General features: G+C 67.5%; 14 protein-coding genes and 1 riboswitch. Of the genes, 7 read left to right on the forward strand and 7 right to left on the reverse strand.

Annotated features, from left to right (window positions below):
* Positions 1–422: 422 nt before the first annotated feature.
* Genes AB0M24_RS44770 through AB0M24_RS44780 form a run of 3 tightly spaced genes read right to left on the reverse strand, consistent with a single transcriptional unit; the run spans position 423 to position 3,591 of the window.
* Positions 423–1,772 carry a polysaccharide lyase 6 family protein gene (locus AB0M24_RS44770; protein ID WP_363780762.1) on the reverse strand — a complete coding sequence of 450 codons (1,350 nt, stop codon included), beginning with the start codon at positions 1,770–1,772 and terminating at the stop codon, positions 423–425.
* Positions 1,769–3,112, reverse strand: coding sequence for a polysaccharide lyase 6 family protein (locus AB0M24_RS44775; RefSeq protein WP_363780765.1), 1,344 nt, complete (start codon positions 3,110–3,112; stop codon positions 1,769–1,771). The genes AB0M24_RS44770 and AB0M24_RS44775 overlap by 4 nt, the downstream gene beginning before the upstream one ends.
* 44 nt (positions 3,113–3,156) lie before the next feature.
* The gene (locus tag AB0M24_RS44780) at positions 3,157–3,591 is read right to left on the reverse strand and encodes an NUDIX hydrolase (RefSeq protein ID WP_363780767.1); all 435 of its coding nucleotides are present in this window, start codon (positions 3,589–3,591) and stop codon (positions 3,157–3,159) included.
* 74 nt (positions 3,592–3,665) lie between these two features.
* Here AB0M24_RS44780 and AB0M24_RS44785 point away from each other — a divergent pair, with 74 nt between their 5' ends.
* Positions 3,666–4,589: an SPFH domain-containing protein gene (locus tag AB0M24_RS44785; protein WP_363780769.1), complete on the forward strand. Its 924-nt coding sequence runs from the start codon at positions 3,666–3,668 to the stop codon at positions 4,587–4,589.
* Positions 4,589–4,795 carry a hypothetical protein gene (locus tag AB0M24_RS44790; RefSeq protein ID WP_363780771.1) on the forward strand — a complete coding sequence of 69 codons (207 nt, stop codon included), beginning with the start codon at positions 4,589–4,591 and terminating at the stop codon, positions 4,793–4,795. The genes AB0M24_RS44785 and AB0M24_RS44790 overlap by 1 nt, the downstream gene beginning before the upstream one ends.
* On the opposite strand, the gene AB0M24_RS44795 is transcribed toward AB0M24_RS44790, so the two are convergent.
* Positions 4,792–5,286: a PIG-L family deacetylase gene (locus AB0M24_RS44795; protein WP_363780773.1), complete on the reverse strand. Its 495-nt coding sequence runs from the start codon at positions 5,284–5,286 to the stop codon at positions 4,792–4,794. The two genes, AB0M24_RS44790 and AB0M24_RS44795, sit on opposite strands and share 4 nt — an antisense overlap.
* 152 nt (positions 5,287–5,438) lie before the next feature.
* Between AB0M24_RS44795 and AB0M24_RS44800 the strand changes: the two genes are divergently transcribed.
* From AB0M24_RS44800 to AB0M24_RS44815, 4 genes are all read left to right on the forward strand, one after another.
* Positions 5,439–7,703 carry a glycoside hydrolase family 3 N-terminal domain-containing protein gene (locus tag AB0M24_RS44800; protein ID WP_363780775.1) on the forward strand — a complete coding sequence of 755 codons (2,265 nt, stop codon included), beginning with the start codon at positions 5,439–5,441 and terminating at the stop codon, positions 7,701–7,703.
* A gap of 123 nt (positions 7,704–7,826) precedes the next feature.
* Positions 7,827–8,087: a 30S ribosomal protein S20 gene (gene rpsT, locus AB0M24_RS44805; protein ID WP_112275720.1), complete on the forward strand. Its 261-nt coding sequence runs from the start codon at positions 7,827–7,829 to the stop codon at positions 8,085–8,087.
* Between the two features lie 94 nt (positions 8,088–8,181).
* The gene (locus AB0M24_RS44810; protein WP_363780777.1) at positions 8,182–9,453 is read left to right on the forward strand and encodes a cytochrome P450; all 1,272 of its coding nucleotides are present in this window, start codon (positions 8,182–8,184) and stop codon (positions 9,451–9,453) included.
* Positions 9,431–10,234 carry a class I SAM-dependent methyltransferase gene (locus AB0M24_RS44815; protein WP_363780779.1) on the forward strand — a complete coding sequence of 268 codons (804 nt, stop codon included), beginning with the start codon at positions 9,431–9,433 and terminating at the stop codon, positions 10,232–10,234. The genes AB0M24_RS44810 and AB0M24_RS44815 overlap by 23 nt, the downstream gene beginning before the upstream one ends.
* Here the strand turns inward: AB0M24_RS44815 and holA are convergent, their stop codons facing one another.
* Positions 10,235–11,212, reverse strand: a complete 978-nt coding sequence (gene holA / locus AB0M24_RS44820; protein WP_363780781.1) for a DNA polymerase III subunit delta — start codon at positions 11,210–11,212, stop codon at positions 10,235–10,237.
* A gap of 77 nt (positions 11,213–11,289) precedes the next feature.
* Positions 11,290–11,419: riboswitch (SAM riboswitch) on the forward strand.
* Positions 11,420–11,430: 11 nt separating this feature from the next.
* On the opposite strand from holA, the gene thrC reads away from it, so the two are divergent.
* Complete coding sequence (gene thrC / locus AB0M24_RS44825) at positions 11,431–12,687, forward strand: threonine synthase (RefSeq protein ID WP_363780783.1); 1,257 nt, start codon at positions 11,431–11,433, stop codon at positions 12,685–12,687.
* A gap of 287 nt (positions 12,688–12,974) precedes the next feature.
* Here thrC and AB0M24_RS44830 read toward each other — a convergent pair whose 3' ends face one another.
* Both AB0M24_RS44830 and AB0M24_RS44835 read right to left on the reverse strand, forming a co-directional pair.
* Positions 12,975–13,430 carry a hypothetical protein gene (locus tag AB0M24_RS44830; protein WP_363780785.1) on the reverse strand — a complete coding sequence of 152 codons (456 nt, stop codon included), beginning with the start codon at positions 13,428–13,430 and terminating at the stop codon, positions 12,975–12,977.
* Entirely contained in the window at positions 13,427–15,721 is a 2,295-nt protein-coding gene (locus AB0M24_RS44835; RefSeq protein ID WP_363780787.1) for a ComEC/Rec2 family competence protein, read from the reverse strand. Before AB0M24_RS44835 ends, AB0M24_RS44830 begins: the two co-directional genes overlap by 4 nt.
* Positions 15,722–16,031 lie beyond the last annotated feature (310 nt).

Here is a 16,031-nt window from a genome sequence, read left to right on the forward strand (position 1 = left end):
TTCGTCCTGAGCCAGGATCAAACTCTCCAATAAGGATTGTGTTGATCGCTCCAGACGGAATATGTCTGGCAATCTGGTCTATCTACTCAAAGGAATTACCTCGACGAGGAGGTAATTCATATTACTGGCTGTGTTTCGGCACGCTGTTGAGTTCTCAAAGAACACGCGCTCACCGGATCCTCACTCCGTTTCCGGAGTTTCTCTCTCGGGGCTGTGTTTGAAGCTTATTTGGTCTTGCTCGCCGGTGTCAAATCGGCCTCTCAGAGGCTCTTCTTCTCTCGGCTTTTGCCAGGCCCGTTCCGGTTTTGATTTCCGGCCCGTGTCGCTCTGACATGGAGAACATTACACGGGGGTGTTTCGATCTCCAAATCGGGGGGTCCCGGTAGCCACGAAACGTGTGGCTACCAGGACAAATGCCGGAGTCAGGGCGCGAGCGGCCCGACGTCGGCCTTGGTCAACGCCTTCCGCGGAGCCGTCGAGCTGTACTCGTCGGCACCGACATCAGGCTTCCCCGTGCGTTCTTGTGGGTCGAAGTCGTGCGTCACATACGAGTAGATGCCCACCGACGCATCGATGGCCGGGCTCGCGGCAGAGAGCCGCAACAGCCCGTTGGCGTCACGCACCAGCTTCGGGTCGACGGACCGATAGCCAGAAGCAGGCATGTTGCCGCCTGTCCCGCCCCACACGACGTTGCCCTCGTACTTCACGATCGATCCGCTGTGCATGGAGACGACACCACCGGACGTTCCGCGAATGATGTTGTTCGCGAGCACGCAGTCCTTCGGCTTGAAGTCACCGCCATCGCTGTCGACCACGGCTCCCGTGCCGATCAGCGTGTTGAACGCGACCGTCACCCGGTCCGGCCGGTCGTGCAGCTTCGAGGTCGGCCCGGAGTCCGCTTCCTTGCCGGAGCCGAACACGATCGCCCGGTCCCGCGAGCTCTCCACGTAGTTGTTGACGATCCGGTGGTCGTTGCCGTGGAACCGGATGCCGGTGCCGAACAGCAGGTTGCCGTCGACCAGGTTGCGGTGGCCGTGCCGGAGCACCAGGAACCCGCGGCTGTCGCGCATGGTGTTGTGCCGGATCACGTTGTCCGACGACTTGACCGAGATCGCCTCGGAGTCGCCGTCCGCCTTCTCAAAGAGGTTGTTCTCAAGAAGGGTGTTCGCGGACTGCTGCTGCCGGTCGCTGTTGCCGATGCGCACGGACTCTCCTCCGTTGCCGCCGGCGAACCGGTGGTTGAAGAAGTAGTTGTGGTGCGCCCACGTCCGTTTGGCGATACCGCCCTTAGGGCCGCCCACATGCAGATAGACGCCCTCGTTCGTGCGGTTCTGGAACGTGTTGTGGTCGACCTGGACGTCGTTGCCGTTGACCTCGACGAACCCGCCGGCGTCGTCAGGGATCACCGGCACGTTGAGCTCGAACACGTTGCGGGTGATCCGCACGTGGTGGGCGTCGACGGGGACGGCGAGCCGTCCCTTGTGCTTGAGCACGAAGCCCTCGACCGCGACCTCCGAGACGGCGCCGAACACGAACCCGGCCTCACCGCGGATCTCGGCCTTGCCGACGTGCTCGGCCGCGACCGTCACGCCGGAGCGCTTGATCGTGATGGCCTTCGACGAGGTGTAGGTGCCGTCGGCCAGTTCGATCCGGTCGCCCGGCTTGGCCGCGTCGAGTGCCGTCTGCAGCGCGGCCAGCGATGTCACCCTGGTGACCGTGGCGGGTGCGATCACACCCGCCACGATCAACAGGCCGGCTAAGGCGGCGATCATGGCGCCGACGGTCCGACGTCGGCCTTGGTCAGCGCCTTGCGGACATTCGACGTGCTGTATTCGTCCGCACCGACGTCCGGCTTACCGGAACGTGCCTGCGGGTCGAAGTCGCGCGTCACGTAGGAGTAGGTGCCCACCGACGCGTCGATGGCAGGGCTTCCGGACGCGAGCCGGAACAGTCCGTTGGCGTCCTTCACGAGCTTCGGGTCCACGGACTTGTAGCCCGACGCGGGCATGCTGCCGCCGGTGCCGCCCCAGATGACGTTGCCCTCGTACTTCACGACCGAACCGCTGTGCATGGAGACGACACCACCGGACGAGCCCTTGATGATGTTGTTCGCGAGCACGCAGTCCTTCGGCTTGAAATTGCCGCCGTCGCTGTCCACGACCTCGCCGGTGCCGATCAGCGTGTTGAACGCGACCGTCACGCGGTCCGGCCTGTCGTGTTCCTTGGAGGTCGGGCCGCTGTCGGCCTCGCTGCCGGAACCGAACACCATCGCGCGGTCGCGGGTGTTCTCCACGTAGTTGTTGTAGATCTTGTGGTCGTTGCCGTGGAACCGGATGCCGCTGTTGAACAGCAGGTTCCCCTCGACCGTGGTGCGGTTGCCGTGGCGCAGCACGATGTAGCCGCGGCTGTCGCGGATCGTGTTGTAGCGGACGGTGTTGTCCGACGACTTGACCGAGATGGCCTCGGAGTCGCCGTCCGCCTTCTCGAACAGGTTGTACTCGATGGTCGCGTAGGCCGACTTCGACTGCTTGTGGCTGTAGCCGAGCCGGATCGACTCTCCGCCGTTCGAGCCGCTGAACTGGTGGTTGTAGAAGTAGTTGTGGTGGATCCACGTTCGCTTGGCGATCTCGTCGCCGGGGCCCGTGACCTGCAGGTACACGCCCTCGTTCGTGCGGTTCGAGAACGTGTTGTGGTCGACCTGCACGTCGTCGGCGCTCACGCTGAGCGAGGCGCCGCTCTTGTTGCCGTTGTAGGTGTTGCGCGTGATGCGGGTGGCCTGGGCCTCGACCGGCACGTCCAGCGTGCTCGTGCCGTCGAAGACGAAGCCCTCGATGGTCACGTTCTGGACCTTGCCGAGGGTGAAACCACCGCTGGTGAACAGCACGCCGCCGGGGGTCTGCGCGGCGATGGTGATGCCGGATTTCTTCACCGCGATCGGCTCGGTCAGGCGCAGGCCGTTCGCGAGCACGATCCGCTGACCGGACCGGGCGGTGTCGATGGCGGCCTGCAGGGAGGACGCGCTCGACACGCCGACCACAGCGGCGTACGCGGGCACGTGGACGAAGGACGACAGCAGGGCGGCCGCGCCGACTGCGGCCAGTGATCGGATCATTCGCCAACTCCGTTGATGGGCGAGTTGGCGGCGGTAGACGTAAGTTACCGCAAGATCCCGGCAGGTGGAGTAGTTCGATACAAACCAAGGGCCGTATCGACGGACCTCAGGTGGTCAAGTTGTCCGACGTCTGCGAGCGGGAACCACTTCGCCATGTCGGTCGTGCCGTCCACCTCGTGCCGGAGCTCGCCGCCCACGATCCGGACCTCGTACATGATCCTCAACGCGTGGTAGTCGCGGTTCGGCTCCTCGCGGAACTCCGAGTCGATGCCGAGCAGCCGCAGCACCTCGACCTCGTAGCCGGTCTCCTCCTCGAACTCCCGGATCACCGCGTCGTACGGGTGCTCGCCGTGGTCGAGGCCGCCGCCGGGGAGGATCCACTGTCTGCCCTCACGGGCAATGAAGCGCGCGAGCAAGATCTCGTCGTTGTCGTTGACGCAGACCCCGTACGCGGCCACGCGCTGCTTCTTCTCCCTCATGCCGACCAGCCTAGGCGTGGCGATCATGGCGAAAAAGTGATATCACTTAGATAGTACTTCGACAGGGGGTAGGGATGGTCGACACGACAGTGCACATGCCGGCACCTGCCGTGCGTGAGAAGCACGCGCGGGACTTGTCCGGTCTGCCGATGTTCTTCGCAGGACTGGTGGTGTTCGGGGTGGGCGTGTGGATGTTCGTGCTGGGGATCATGGACGCTGAAGCGACCGGCGGTAACCCGCCGGCGGGGTTGCTGATCACCGCGGTGCTGTTGTTCCTGGCCGCGGCGCTGATCATGAGGGGACTCTTCACAGTCGCGCCTGGTGAGGCGCGGGTGCTGCAGTTCTTCGGGCGGTACGTGGGCACGGTGCGCACGGACGGCCTGCGGTGGGTGAACCCGTTCACCACGCGGCAGAAGATCTCGACCAGGATCCGCAACCACGAGACGACGGCGCTCAAGGTCAACGACGCCGACGGCAACCCGATCGAGATCGCCGCAGTGGTCGTGTGGCAGGTCGACGACACTGCGCGCGCACGGTTCGAAGTGGACGACTTCGTGCGGTTCGTGGGCATCCAGACGGAGACCGCCGTACGGCACATCGCGAACAGCTACCCGTACGACAACCACGACGAGGCCGGTCTGTCGTTGCGGGAGAACGCGGACGAGATCACCGAGACGCTCGTGATCGAGATCGCGGCACGCGTGCAGTCCGCGGGAGTGAAGGTGATCGAGTCGCGGCTCACGCACCTCGCGTACGCACCGGAGATCGCGCACGCGATGTTGCAACGGCAGCAGGCGTCGGCGGTCGTGGCGGCGAGGACCCGGATCGTCGAGGGCGCCGTCGGCATGGTGGAGCTCGCACTGCACCGCCTCGCCGAGCAGGACGTCGTCGAGCTCGACGAGGAGCGCAAGGCGGCGATGGTGTCGAACCTGCTCGTCGTCCTCTGCGGTGACCGCTCCACTCAGCCCGTGGTGAACACCGGTTCGCTGTACACCTGATGGCTGAGCGCAAAAGCGTTCTGCTCAGGCTCGATCCGGCCGTGCACGACGCGTTGAGCAGGTGGGCGAACGACGAGCTGCGCAGCACGAACGCGCAGATCGAGTTCCTGCTGCGGCGTGCGCTGGCGGACGCGGGCCGGCTGCCGGGCGAGGCGAAGAAGATGCCTCGCCGCGGCAGGCCCCCGAAAAACCCGGAGCCTGACTAGAGCTCCGGCCGGGCCTGGAGGTCATGGGCGCGGAACAGCACAGCGTGCTCGACGCCCATGACCTGGCCGCCCATCGCGGCCATCTGCGGGATGAAGTCGGCCGGCGCAGGGTGGTCCGGCAGCGCGGCCAGGTATCCGACGTGCGACCCAGCGGTTGCCCGCGTCTCTGATCGCGTCGAGGGTCGCGAGTCCGGCCGCGCGGTGGTCGGCCTGGTCGAACCCCCACGGCGTCTCCACGTCGAAGGTCTGGCCCAGCACGACGTCCGGCTTGAACCGGCGGATCTCGCGGCAGATGTCCCGGCGCAGGCGTGCCGTCTCCTCCGGCGGTTCAGCATGCCGGCCTCGCCGCGGGTGAGCAGGAGGTAGCCGACCTCGATGCCGTTCGAGGTCCAGCGGGCGACGGCGGCGGACAGGCCGTACTCCATGTCGTCGGGATGAGCGACGACGCAGAGCACGCGCTGGAACTCTTCGGGGAGCGCGGGCAGGGGCATTCCCGGTATTTTTCCGTGTTTCACTGGAAGGCGCTGAACAGGCGTTTCACCAGCATGAAACCGCTCTCACGGAGTTCCTCCTTTCGGAGGTGTTTTTGTCCGACTCCACCACGCGATCGTGTGCGGCGGGCGCACGGGAACGTGGAGGAGTCTTGTCTTTGTTTTCCCGCAGGCGCGCCGGTTTCGGCGTGCTGGGCGTTGCTGTGGTGATCGCGTCGCTGACACCGGCCGGTGGTCTGGCGGCGGGCAAGGAGATATATCTGGACGCTCGCGCGTCGTCGGAGCGGCGGGTCGAGGACCTGCTCCGCAGAATGACGCTCGAGGAGAAGATCGGGCAGATGGTGCAGATCCGCGTGGGAAAGCTGCGTGGTGACTGCAACAACGCCAACGGGCCGTTGGTGGACTCGTGTCTGAAGGCGGTTCTTACCGACGCGCACACGGGCTCGATCCTGTCCGGTGGTGGTGACGCGCCGGTCGACAACACGCCTCGTGCGTGGGCCGAGATGAACAACGCGATCCAGCGCTATGCGTTGGAGAACAACAGGTTGAAGATCCCGATCATCTACGGCGCGGACGGCGTGCACGGGCACAACAACGTCATCTCCGCGACGATGTTCCCGCACCAGATCGGGCTCGGCGCCACGTGGGACCCGGCGCTGTCGGAGCAGATCGGTGTGTCGGCGTCGAAGGCGTTGCGTGCGACGGGTGTGTTCTGGAACTTCGCGCCCGTGTCGGACATCGCGCGCGACACGCGTTGGGGGCGCTACTACGAGACCTACGGCGAGGACTCGTTCCTCTCCGGGCAGATGGCCGCGGCGAACGTGCGCGGGCAACAGTCCGAGGTGGACGACACCGCGCAGTTGACCGCTACTGCCAAGCACTTCGCGGGCTACTCGGCGCCGGAGAACGGGCACGACCGCGCGGCGGCGCAGATTCCGATCCGTCAGCTGCAGGACGTGGTGCTGCCGTCGTTCCAGGCGCAGTTCGACGCGGGCGTGCGCACGGTAATGATCAACTCCGGGTCGTTGAACGGCGTGCCGGTGCACGCGTCGAAGTACATGCTGCAGAAGCAGCTGCGGGAACGCATGGGCTTCAAGGGCGTCGCGGTCTCGGACTGGCAGGACATGAAGTACCTGGTGGATCGCCACAAGGTCGCGCCGGACTACAAGACGGCGATCGCGATGAGCGTCAACGCCGGTGTGGACATGGCGATGGAGCCGTCGAACGCGGCCGAGTTCACGTCGCTGCTGCTGGCGAACGTGCGCGACGGCTCGGTGTCGCGCGGTCGGATCGACCAGGCGGTGCGCCGGGTCCTCCGCCTCAAGTTCGACCTGGGGCTGTTCGAGAAGCCTTATGTCGATCCGGCGAAGGCCGACGGCAACGTGGTGAACGCTGACCGCGATCTGGCGCGTAAGGCCGCTGCTGAAGGCACTGTGCTGCTGAAGAACGACGGTGTGCTGCCGCTGTCCTCTGCCGCGAAGAAGATCGTCGTGACCGGTGAGACCGCCGACGACGTGCGTCGCCAGCTCGGCGGGTGGACCGTCGAGTGGCAGGGCGTGCCGGACGACTCGCCGTTGCCGCCGACCGCGACCGTGCTGACCGGTATCCGTGAGGCCGCGCCTGGTGCGTCCGTGGTGCACGCTGCCACTCCTGCTGTTGCGGTGTCCGAGGCTGCCGGTGCGGACGCGGTCGTCGTCGTCCTGGGCGAGAAGCCCGGTGCGGAGGGACCTGCCGACACGGAGAACCCGGTGCTGACGGCGGACCAGCAGGCGTGGGTCGACTCGGTGCAGGCGACCGGCAAGCCCGTGGTCGTGGTGCTGCTGACCGCTCGCCCGCAGGTGCTCGGCGGCGCTGCCGACGCGAACGCGCTGGTCGCGGGCTGGTTGCCGGGCAGCGAGGGTGGCCGCGGTATCGCCGACGTGCTGTTCGGCGCGGTGAACCCGAGCGGCAAGCTGACGGTGTCGTGGCCTCGTGCGCTGGGTGACCCGACGCTGACCTACGACCAGCTGCCAGGGGCGAACACCTCGGCCTCGGCGAAGTACGACGCGCTGTACCCGTTCGGGCACGGGCTCTCGTACACCACCTTCGCGACCTCGGGCACGTCCGTGGCGGTGGATCGTTCGAAGGGCGTGGTGAAGTTCACGGTGGCGAACACCGGTGGGCGGGCAGGCACGGTCGTGGTGCCGGTCTACGTCCGTCAGCCGGCCTCGCCCGTGCTGACGCCGGACGCCCGCCTGGTGGGCTGGTCGCGCGTCGAACTCGCTGCGGGACAGTCGAAGCAGGTCGAGGTGTCGTTCCAGCTCTCGCAGCTCGCGCTGACCGTGGGCGACGTGGACGGCGACGGCCGGCGTGAGGTCGCGCGCGGTGGGTACGAGGCCGTGGTGGGCGCGGAGAAGGCCGCGTTCACGGTGCGCTGAGCTGGCCTGATATCCTTCGTCGTCGTGAACGCGCGGCACTCCGCCGTGGAGGAGAGCCGGTCTCTGATCGGTGCCGACCAAGCGCGTCACGAACTCCGGTTTCGACAAGAAGGGTGATGTCGCATGGCGAACATCAAGTCCCAGCTCAAGCGGATCAAGACCAACGAGAAGGCTCGCCTTCGCAACAAGTCGGTCAAGTCGTCCCTGAAGACGGCCATCCGCAAGTTCCGCGAGGCTGCCGAGGCCGGTGACAAGGCGAAGGCCCTGGAGCTGCTGCAGGACGCGTCCCGCAAGCTCGACAAGGCCGCCACCAAGGGCGTCATCCACGCCAACCAGGCCGCCAACAAGAAGTCGGCGATGGCACTGCGCGCGAACGCGCTCTGAGCCTGAGCTTCCGAAAAGGGCCCGCTCTCCGTTGAGCGGGCCCTTTTCGCTGTTCTGATGGCTTCGGTGGCTGGGCGCGTGCCAGCGTCTCTTCATGAAGCTGCCCTTCCTCGGTGACACTCTCGCGTACATGCGCAGCCCGGTGGACTGGGCGCGCGACCGCTACGACCGGTTCGGCCCGGTGTCATCCGTGCCGATGTTCGGGGTGCGGATGACCATGGCTCTGGGGCCGGACGCCACTGAGGAAGTGCTGCTCAACCGGGACAAGGCCTACTCGAACGGCGGCGGTTGGGAGAGATTCATCGGGCCGTTCTTCCACCGCGGGCTCCTGCTGCTCGACTTCGACGAGCACCTGCACCACCGCCGGATCATGCAGCAGGCGTTCCTGCCCGCCCGGCTGTCCGCCTATCGCGCGCGGATGGAGCCGGCTCTGGCCCGCGAACTGGAGTCGTGGCCTGTCTCTGCCGGGTTCCAGGTGTACCCGGCGGTGCGCGAGATGATCTTCAACCTGACGTCCGAGGTGCTCACCGGCTCGGGGCTCGGCGCTGAGGCGGACGAGGTGAACCGGCTGTTCGAGGCGTGTCTGCGCGCGTCGACGGGGATCGTGCGGTTCCCCGTGCCCGGACTGGCCTGGTCACGCGGGCTGGCGGCCCGCCGGCGGCTGGAGACGATCTTCGGGGTGTGGGTGGCCGAGCGGCGTTCTTCGGACGGACCCGCGGACAACCTGCTCAGCATGCTGTGCGCGGCATCTTCTGATGAGGGTGACCGGTTCACCGCTGAGGACGTGGTCAACCACATGATCCTGTTGCTGCTGGCCGCGCGGGACACGTCGACCATCGCACTGTCGACGATCATGTACTACCTGGCGCTGCACCCGTCGTGGCAGGACCGGTGCCGCTCCGACAGCGCCGCGGTGGAGCTGGTGCGCAAGGAGGCGCTGCGGCTCGCGCCTCCGTTGCCGCACCTGGTCCGGCGCACGGTGCGGCCGACTCAGGTGCTGGGGCATCCGATCGCCGCGGGCACGTACGTCCAGACCATCCCGCAGTTCAACCACCACATGCACGAGCTGTGGACAGATCCTTTCGCGTTCGACCCGTTGCGGTTCAGCGAGGAACGCGCCGAGGACAAGGTGCACCGGTACGCGTGGATCCCGTTCGGCGGCGGTGTGCACAAGTGCATCGGGATGCACTTCGCGGGCATGGTCGTTGACGCCGTGATGCGCCAGGTGCTCGACCGCTTCGAGTGGTCCGTTGAGGACGGCTACGAGATCCCGTGGAATCGGCGCGGTCTGCCCTTTCCGGCGGATGGACTGCCCGTGCGGTTGACCAGTAGGCATAAGAGCCATGGAATCGCTCCCGCGCATTGACTTCGTCGAGCTGCACGACCTCGACCGCACGCCGCCGGTGTTGCGCACGCTGCACACCGAGTCCATCGCGTTCATCTACAAGCTGACGGACGCCGCACGGGAGTACTCGGTGCCGCTGTCTCTTGCGCTGCGGCTCGGTGCCTCGCATCGGATCGTCGACCTCTGCGCGGGCTCGGGCGGGCCGGTGCCGTTGATCCAGCGGCGGCTCCACCGCGAAGGCGTGCACACCCACGTGACACTGACCGATCTCGTGCCCAATGTGCCCGCGTTCCAACGGGTTCAGGCCGCGAACGCCGACGTGCTGGACGACTGTTGCTCGGTCGACTACGAGTCGTCGTCCGTCGACGCCACGGACTGCTCTCTCGAGGGGACGCGGACGATCTACGGCGCCTTCCACCACTTCCCGCCGGCTTTGGCGACGCGGATGCTGCAGAACGCCGTCGACACCCGGCAGCCGATGGTCGTCGTCGACACCAAGCGGTCGTTCGTCTACCCGCTGCTGTTCCCGTTCTTCACGACGCTGATGGTGCTGATCTCCGCGCCGTTCCAGCGCAACCCACTCCCCCGCTACCTGCTGCGGCTGGTGCTGACCTACCTCGTGCCGGTGCTGCCGTTCATGATGTTCTTCGACAGCGTCGTGTCGTTCCTGCGCATGTACGGACGCGCGGAACTGCAGCGAATGGTCGACGGCCTGGCCAACACCGACACGTTCACCTGGAAGATCGGCGTCGTCCCGGGCTTCACGGGAGCCCAGTACCTGATCGGGATCCCCAAGGTTTGATCAACGGCGGCCGTGGCTGGCAACGATCTTGAGCACCGCACGTTCGAGCGCGTAGTCGGCGTCGGCCGCCACACCCTTCACGTCGGCGTTGAGCCCCGCGACCACCTGCATCGCGTCGGCGAGCCCGGACTGGTCCCAGCCGCGAGCCTGCGCCTGCGCCTTCTTGATCTTCCACGGCGGCATGCCGAGCGGCCCGGCCAGGCTGAACGGATCGGCCCGCCCCACCGCCGACACGCGCGCGACCGTGCGCACCGCATCCGCCAACGCGTCCGCGACCAGCACGTGCGGCACCCCGAGCTGCATGGCCCAGCGCAACGCCTCCATCGCCCCCGCCCGATCACCGGTCACGGCCTTCTCGGCGACCGCGAACCCGGTCACCTCGGCCTTGCCCTGGTGGTAGCGCCGGATCTCGTCGACCGTCACCTTGCCGTCGGTGTCGGACACGAGCTGCGACGCCGCCGCAGCGAGCTCGCGCAGGTTCGTGCCCACGGCGTCGATGAGCGTGGCGACACCCTCGGGATCGATCTTGCCGCCAGCCTGCCGCACCTCGTTGCGCACGAACGCCTCCCGCTCAGCGGGCTTGGTGATCTTGGCGCACTCGGTGACCGCGGCACCGGCCTTCTTCAGTTGTCCCGGCAGGTCCTTGGCCGCCTTGCTGCGACCACCGCCCGTGTGCACGACGACGAGCGTGACCCCGTCCGCGGGCGCCTTGACGTAGGAGAGCACCGTGTCGGCGATCTCCTTTCCGATGTCCTGCGCGTTCTGCAGGACGATCACTCGCCCCTCCGCGAACAGCGACGGACTCACCAGCTCAGCCAGCTCGGGAGGCGTGAGTTCAGTCACCTGCACACGGGTCAGATCGGCCGTCGAATCGACCTTCCGTGCAGCTTCGAGAGCCGCCCGAACAGCACGTTCGACCAGCAACTCCTCCTCGCCGACGACGAGGTGCAGTGACTCCGGTGCGCTCACGCTCCGCATCCTCCCACGTCCCGGATCGTGGACGTCTGTGGCTGAGCAACGGACTGGTGCCGTAGCTTGGTAGCCACAACTGAACACCTTCATCCAGAGGGGCAGAGGGAACGGCCCGACGAAGCCCCGGCAACCGGCGTCAGCGCAGTGCATCAGCGCGCGCAGACGATCACGGTGCCAATTCCGACCCGTTCGATTTCGCGGGAAAGATGAGGAGATACCTCGCGATGACTGCTGTCACTGTGCCCACGAGCACGAAGTTCGACCTCGGCCCGGCCCGCGCACTGCTGTGCCGGGAATGTGGCAATGAAACCCCTCTCGCTCCTGAGTACGCCTGTCTGGAGTGTTTCGGGCCGCTGGAAGTGGCCTACGACTTCGGCAAGATCCGGCGCGAGGACATCGAAGCCGGCCCCAGGTCGATCTGGCGCTACCGCGGCCTTCTCCCCGTTCCGTCCACTGTGGAACAGCACCCGAACACCGACCCCGGCGGCACCCGCCTGGTCGAGGCCCACAACCTCGCCAAGGCCCTGGGCGTCCGCAAGGTCTGGGTGAAGGACGACACCGGCAACCCCACCCACTCCTTCAAGGACCGCGTGGTCGGCGTCGCTCTCGCCGCGGCCCGCGAGCTCGGCTTCAAGGTCCTGGCCTGCCCGTCCACCGGCAACCTGGCCAACGCCGTGGCCGCGGCCGCAGCCCGCGCGGGCTGGCAGTCGGTCGTTCTCGTTCCCTCCAATCTCGAGCGCGCCAAGATCCTGATGAGCGCCGTCTACGAAGGCGCCCTGATCGCCGTCGACGGCAACTACGACGACGTCAACCGCCTCGCCCAGGAACTCGCCGCGGAGCACGAGGACTGGGCGTTCGTGAACGTCAACGTCCGCCCGTACTACGCGGAGGGCTCGAAGACCCTCGGCTACGAGGTCGCCGAACAGCTCGGCTGGCGCCTGCCCGACCAGATCGTCGTGCCCATCGCCTCCGGCTCGCAGCTCACCAAGGTCGACAAGGCCTTCCGCGAGCTCGGCCAGCTCGACCTGGTCGAAGCCACCCCGTACCGCGTCTTCGGCGCCCAGGCCACCGGCTGCAGCCCGGTGTCCGCCGCGTACAAGGAAGGCCACGACGTCATCCGCCCGGTCCGCCCGGACACCATCGCCCGCTCACTGGCGATCGGAGCCCCGGCCGACGGCCCCTACGTGCTCGACGCGGTCCGCCGCACCAACGGCGCCATCGAGGACGTGACCGACGAAGAGGTCGTCGAGGGCATCAAGCTCCTCGCCCGCACCGAGGGCATCTTCGCCGAGACCGCCGGCGGCGTGACCGTGGCGACGGCGAAGAAGCTGATCGAGGCCGGCAAGCTCGACCCGGACGCCGAGACCGTGCTGCTCATCACCGGCGACGGCCTGAAGACCCTCGACGCGCTCGGCGACACGATCGGGCCGCGCGCGACGGTGCCGCCGTCGGCCGAGGCCGTCATCAAGGCACTGGCCTAGTCACCTCCTTTCGTTCTGGCCGGTCCGGGGACGCTCCACGCGTCCCCGGACCGCGTTGTCTCGTCGCGCTGAGAGCGAGTTGGCCGGCTGCACGGTTGATCTCGAGATCAGATGGCTCTCTTGGCGCCGGCAAGTACCACCAACTCTTGATCGCCCTGGAGACAGGCCGCTGCCACGACATGTCCGGTGAGGCGGTCATCGCGATCGCACGTTTCGGTTTGCCGGTCGTCTCGTCGGGCTGAGAGCGCCCACCTGGCAGAAGGTCGCCAGTTGCCGCGATCGTTGTCTCAGAGGGAAATCGCCTCCGACTGCAGCCAGCCCGTGCGCGGGAACCGTTGCAGGTCAGCCACCACGTGCGGCCCGACCGGCTCCACGCTCGCCCGCCAGGCCACGACCTGTTGCGGCCACGGGGCTTCCGCCTTCAGCACGTTGTAGTGGTAGTCGTGCCAGTCGTGCGGCGCGATCCGCAGGCCGTCGTCGAACACGTGCTGGGCGACGAGTTCGTACGCCTCCTCCGGCTTGGCGACCTTGGTGGGCAGCAGCACGTGCGTGGTCGTCGCCCGGTAGGTGAGGGCGCGCGTGCCGTCTTCGAGCGTTTCGCAGATGTAGTAACCGAAATCGGGTTTGAGCTCGTCGTGCGGCCAGGGCGTGGGCGTGTAGTTCGTCTGCCACAGCGCCCACGCGAGTCCTGGCGAGCCACCGGGAACCGGGTAGCGCGCGTTGTAGAGCCTGATCCAGGTCATGTCCTTCTCCTTCTCACTGTTCGGTTTCCCGGCAGCACGGCCAGGTCGCCGTCTTCGTCCGTGCGCAACACCGCGGCACCACCCGCGCGCAGCAGGTCGAGCACGTGTCGGCTGGGGTGGCCGTAGCGGTTGCCCGCGCCGACGCTCACCAGCGCGATTCGGGGTTGCGTGGCCTTGAGGAACGTGGGCAACGAGTACCGCGAGCCGTGGTGCGGCACCTTCAGCACGTCCGCCCTCAGGTCGCGCTCCCCCAGCAGGGCCGACTGGCCCGCCAGTTCGACGTCACCGGTGAGCAGCACGCGGCCTGCTCGCGTGATCGCTCTGAGCACGAGCGAGTAGTCGTTGACCGTCGTGTTCGCGTCGTCCGCTGTCGGTGGACGTCTGGGGCCGAGCACCTCCACTTCCAGTCCTGGCCAGGCGAACCGTTCGCCAGCCTTGGGTTCCACCACCCGCACGCCGTGACCGCGGGCCTGCTTGCCGACCTCCCTCCACGCCCAGTCGGGCTCCTTGAGCGGCCCCACCGCGATGGCACCCACCGCACGCCCGGTGAGCACCGCGGGCAGACCCTGCACGTGATCCGCGTGCAGGTGGGTCAGCACGAGCAGCGGAATCCTCTTGATTCCCAACGTCTTCAGGCAGCGGTCGACCGCACCGGGATCGGGCCCGGTGTCCACGACCACGGCTCGCTCGGCGTCATCGGTCGCCAGGACCAGCGCGTCGCCTTGGCCCACGTCGCACGCCACGACCTTCCAGCCGTCCGGAGGCCACGCCGGCGCCACGATCTTCATGGGCACCAGCACGACGAACCCGCCGACGAGCACCGCGACGACCAACGTCCGCGTCTTCCTGAACCGCAGCAACAACACCACCGCCGCCACAGCACCGGTCAACGCGATCGCGCCGAGCCAGCCTCCCGGCCAGCCGACCGACGCACCGGGCACCGCCGCCGCCTGCCGCCCGACCTGGATCAGCCACGTCACAGCCGGTCCCGCGACGTGCACGACCAGTTCAGCGGCCGGCCGGTGCAGAGGCGCAATGGCTGCCGCCGCCACACCCAGGACCGTTGCGGGCGCGACCACCGGCCCGGCAACCAGGTTGGCCACGATCGACACGAGGCTCACCTGACCGGACAGCCCAGCAACCAGCGGAGCCGTCGCCAGGCTCGCCGCCGTGGGCACGACGACCGCCTCGGCCAAGCCGTTCGGCACACCGCGTGCTTTCAACGCCTTCGACCACTTAGGCGCCACCAGGACCAACGCCGCCGTCGCCACGACGGAGAGCGCGAATCCCGGATCACCGCCCAGCGCCGGATCGACGAACACAAGGAAGATCACAGCGGCCGCGAGGCTCGGCAACGTGGACCGGCTTCGACCCAGCACCAGCGCCAGCAACGTCACCGCGCCCATCACGGCAGCCCGCAGGACGCTCGGTTCAGGACCTGCCAGAACCACGAACCCCACAAGCGCCGCCATCGCAGCCGCGGCTGCTGCCCGTGGCCCGGCTCGGAGTCGCTTGGCCAGCAGGTAGACCGCACCGCACACGATCGCCAGGTTGGCGCCGCTCACAGCCAGCAGATGCGACAGCCCGGCGGTGCGGAACTCGTCGACGATGCGCGGCACCATGTTGTCGGTGTCGCCCACCACCAGCGCCGGCAGGAGTCCGGCCTCCTCGTCGCCGAGGACAGCACTGGCATCTCTCAGGCCGTCGCGGAGGTGATCCGCCCAACGCTGCCACGGTGGTGCCGGCCGCGGGTCGATCGGCGGACCGCGCACCCGCAGCAACGCCGACGTCAGGTCGCCGCCACGGGGTGGAGCCAGCGTGCCCTTGGCCGTGACCTTCTGGCCTGGCAACAGGTTTCGCCACTTGTCCGCCGGAGCCAACAGCACCAGATGAGCGCCGTTGGCGGTCGCGGTGATGACCACGTGGTCGACTCCCGCCTGGTGACCCCCGAAGCCGGCGGCCCGGATGCCTTTGGGTCTGGTGGTGAGTTCCGCGGTCAGGGTGGTCGAGCGACCTTCGTCGGCAGCCAGGCGGAGTGGATGGGTTTCGGCTCGGAAGACGTTGCCGCCCACCCACGCCGCGGCTACCGGGCCGGAGACCAGGAGAGCTATCGCGCACGTCCTGGTCCACCAGGCCCTGCGCCAGGCGATCAAGCCGAGCGCTCCTGCTGCCAGGCCGGTACCCACTGCCGCCTGCCAGCTCAGGAAGAGGCCGGCGATGGCCGTCGCCCACACCGCTGCTGCCGCTGGGACCAGACGGTGGTCGTGGGTTATCTGGCGTTTGCGGACCACCGGTGCCTCCCTCGTGGGGTTGGAGGCCTGGGATCAGGAGGTCCAGGACTCGTGGGCAGGTGTGTGAGCGCGGTGGCTTGTGGGCTGACGAGCGGTGGCCGGACTTCGGAGTGGTGCCAGGCGAAGTCGACGCGGCTCGCGGTCAGAGGTCGGCGGGGCTTGGTGCGACGGGTAATGCGGACAGATCGCATGGGTGGCTCCAGATGTGGGGGTGGGTTCCGCAGACGGCGAGCGAGGTGTTTCCGGCTGACCGCTGTGGGGGTCGGTGGTGCGGTGAGCAACCAGGCAAGGCGAGCAGACCGCGCGGTAA

Origin of the sequence: Lentzea sp. NPDC051838 (assembly GCF_040681245.1) — a bacterium.
Taxonomy (GTDB): Bacteria; Actinomycetota; Actinomycetes; order Mycobacteriales; family Pseudonocardiaceae; genus Lentzea.

Coding starts and splice junctions, on each gene's coding strand:
- AB0M24_RS44775 (WP_363780765.1), bottom strand. CDS start 3,112: ATGATCCGATCACTGGCCGCAGTCGGCGCGGCCGCCCTGCTGTCGTCC.
- AB0M24_RS44795 (WP_363780773.1), bottom strand. CDS start 5,286: ATGCCCCTGCCCGCGCTCCCCGAAGAGTTCCAGCGCGTGCTCTGCGTC.
- AB0M24_RS44810 (WP_363780777.1), top strand. CDS start 8,182: ATGAAGCTGCCCTTCCTCGGTGACACTCTCGCGTACATGCGCAGCCCG.
- AB0M24_RS44790 (WP_363780771.1), top strand. CDS start 4,589: ATGGCTGAGCGCAAAAGCGTTCTGCTCAGGCTCGATCCGGCCGTGCAC.
- holA (WP_363780781.1), bottom strand. CDS start 11,212: ATGCGGAGCGTGAGCGCACCGGAGTCACTGCACCTCGTCGTCGGCGAG.
- AB0M24_RS44780 (WP_363780767.1), bottom strand. CDS start 3,591: ATGAGGGAGAAGAAGCAGCGCGTGGCCGCGTACGGGGTCTGCGTCAAC.
- AB0M24_RS44785 (WP_363780769.1), top strand. CDS start 3,666: ATGGTCGACACGACAGTGCACATGCCGGCACCTGCCGTGCGTGAGAAG.
- AB0M24_RS44830 (WP_363780785.1), bottom strand. CDS start 13,430: ATGACCTGGATCAGGCTCTACAACGCGCGCTACCCGGTTCCCGGTGGC.
- thrC (WP_363780783.1), top strand. CDS start 11,431: ATGACTGCTGTCACTGTGCCCACGAGCACGAAGTTCGACCTCGGCCCG.
- rpsT (WP_112275720.1), top strand. CDS start 7,827: ATGGCGAACATCAAGTCCCAGCTCAAGCGGATCAAGACCAACGAGAAG.
- AB0M24_RS44815 (WP_363780779.1), top strand. CDS start 9,431: ATGGAATCGCTCCCGCGCATTGACTTCGTCGAGCTGCACGACCTCGAC.
- AB0M24_RS44770 (WP_363780762.1), bottom strand. CDS start 1,772: ATGATCGCCGCCTTAGCCGGCCTGTTGATCGTGGCGGGTGTGATCGCA.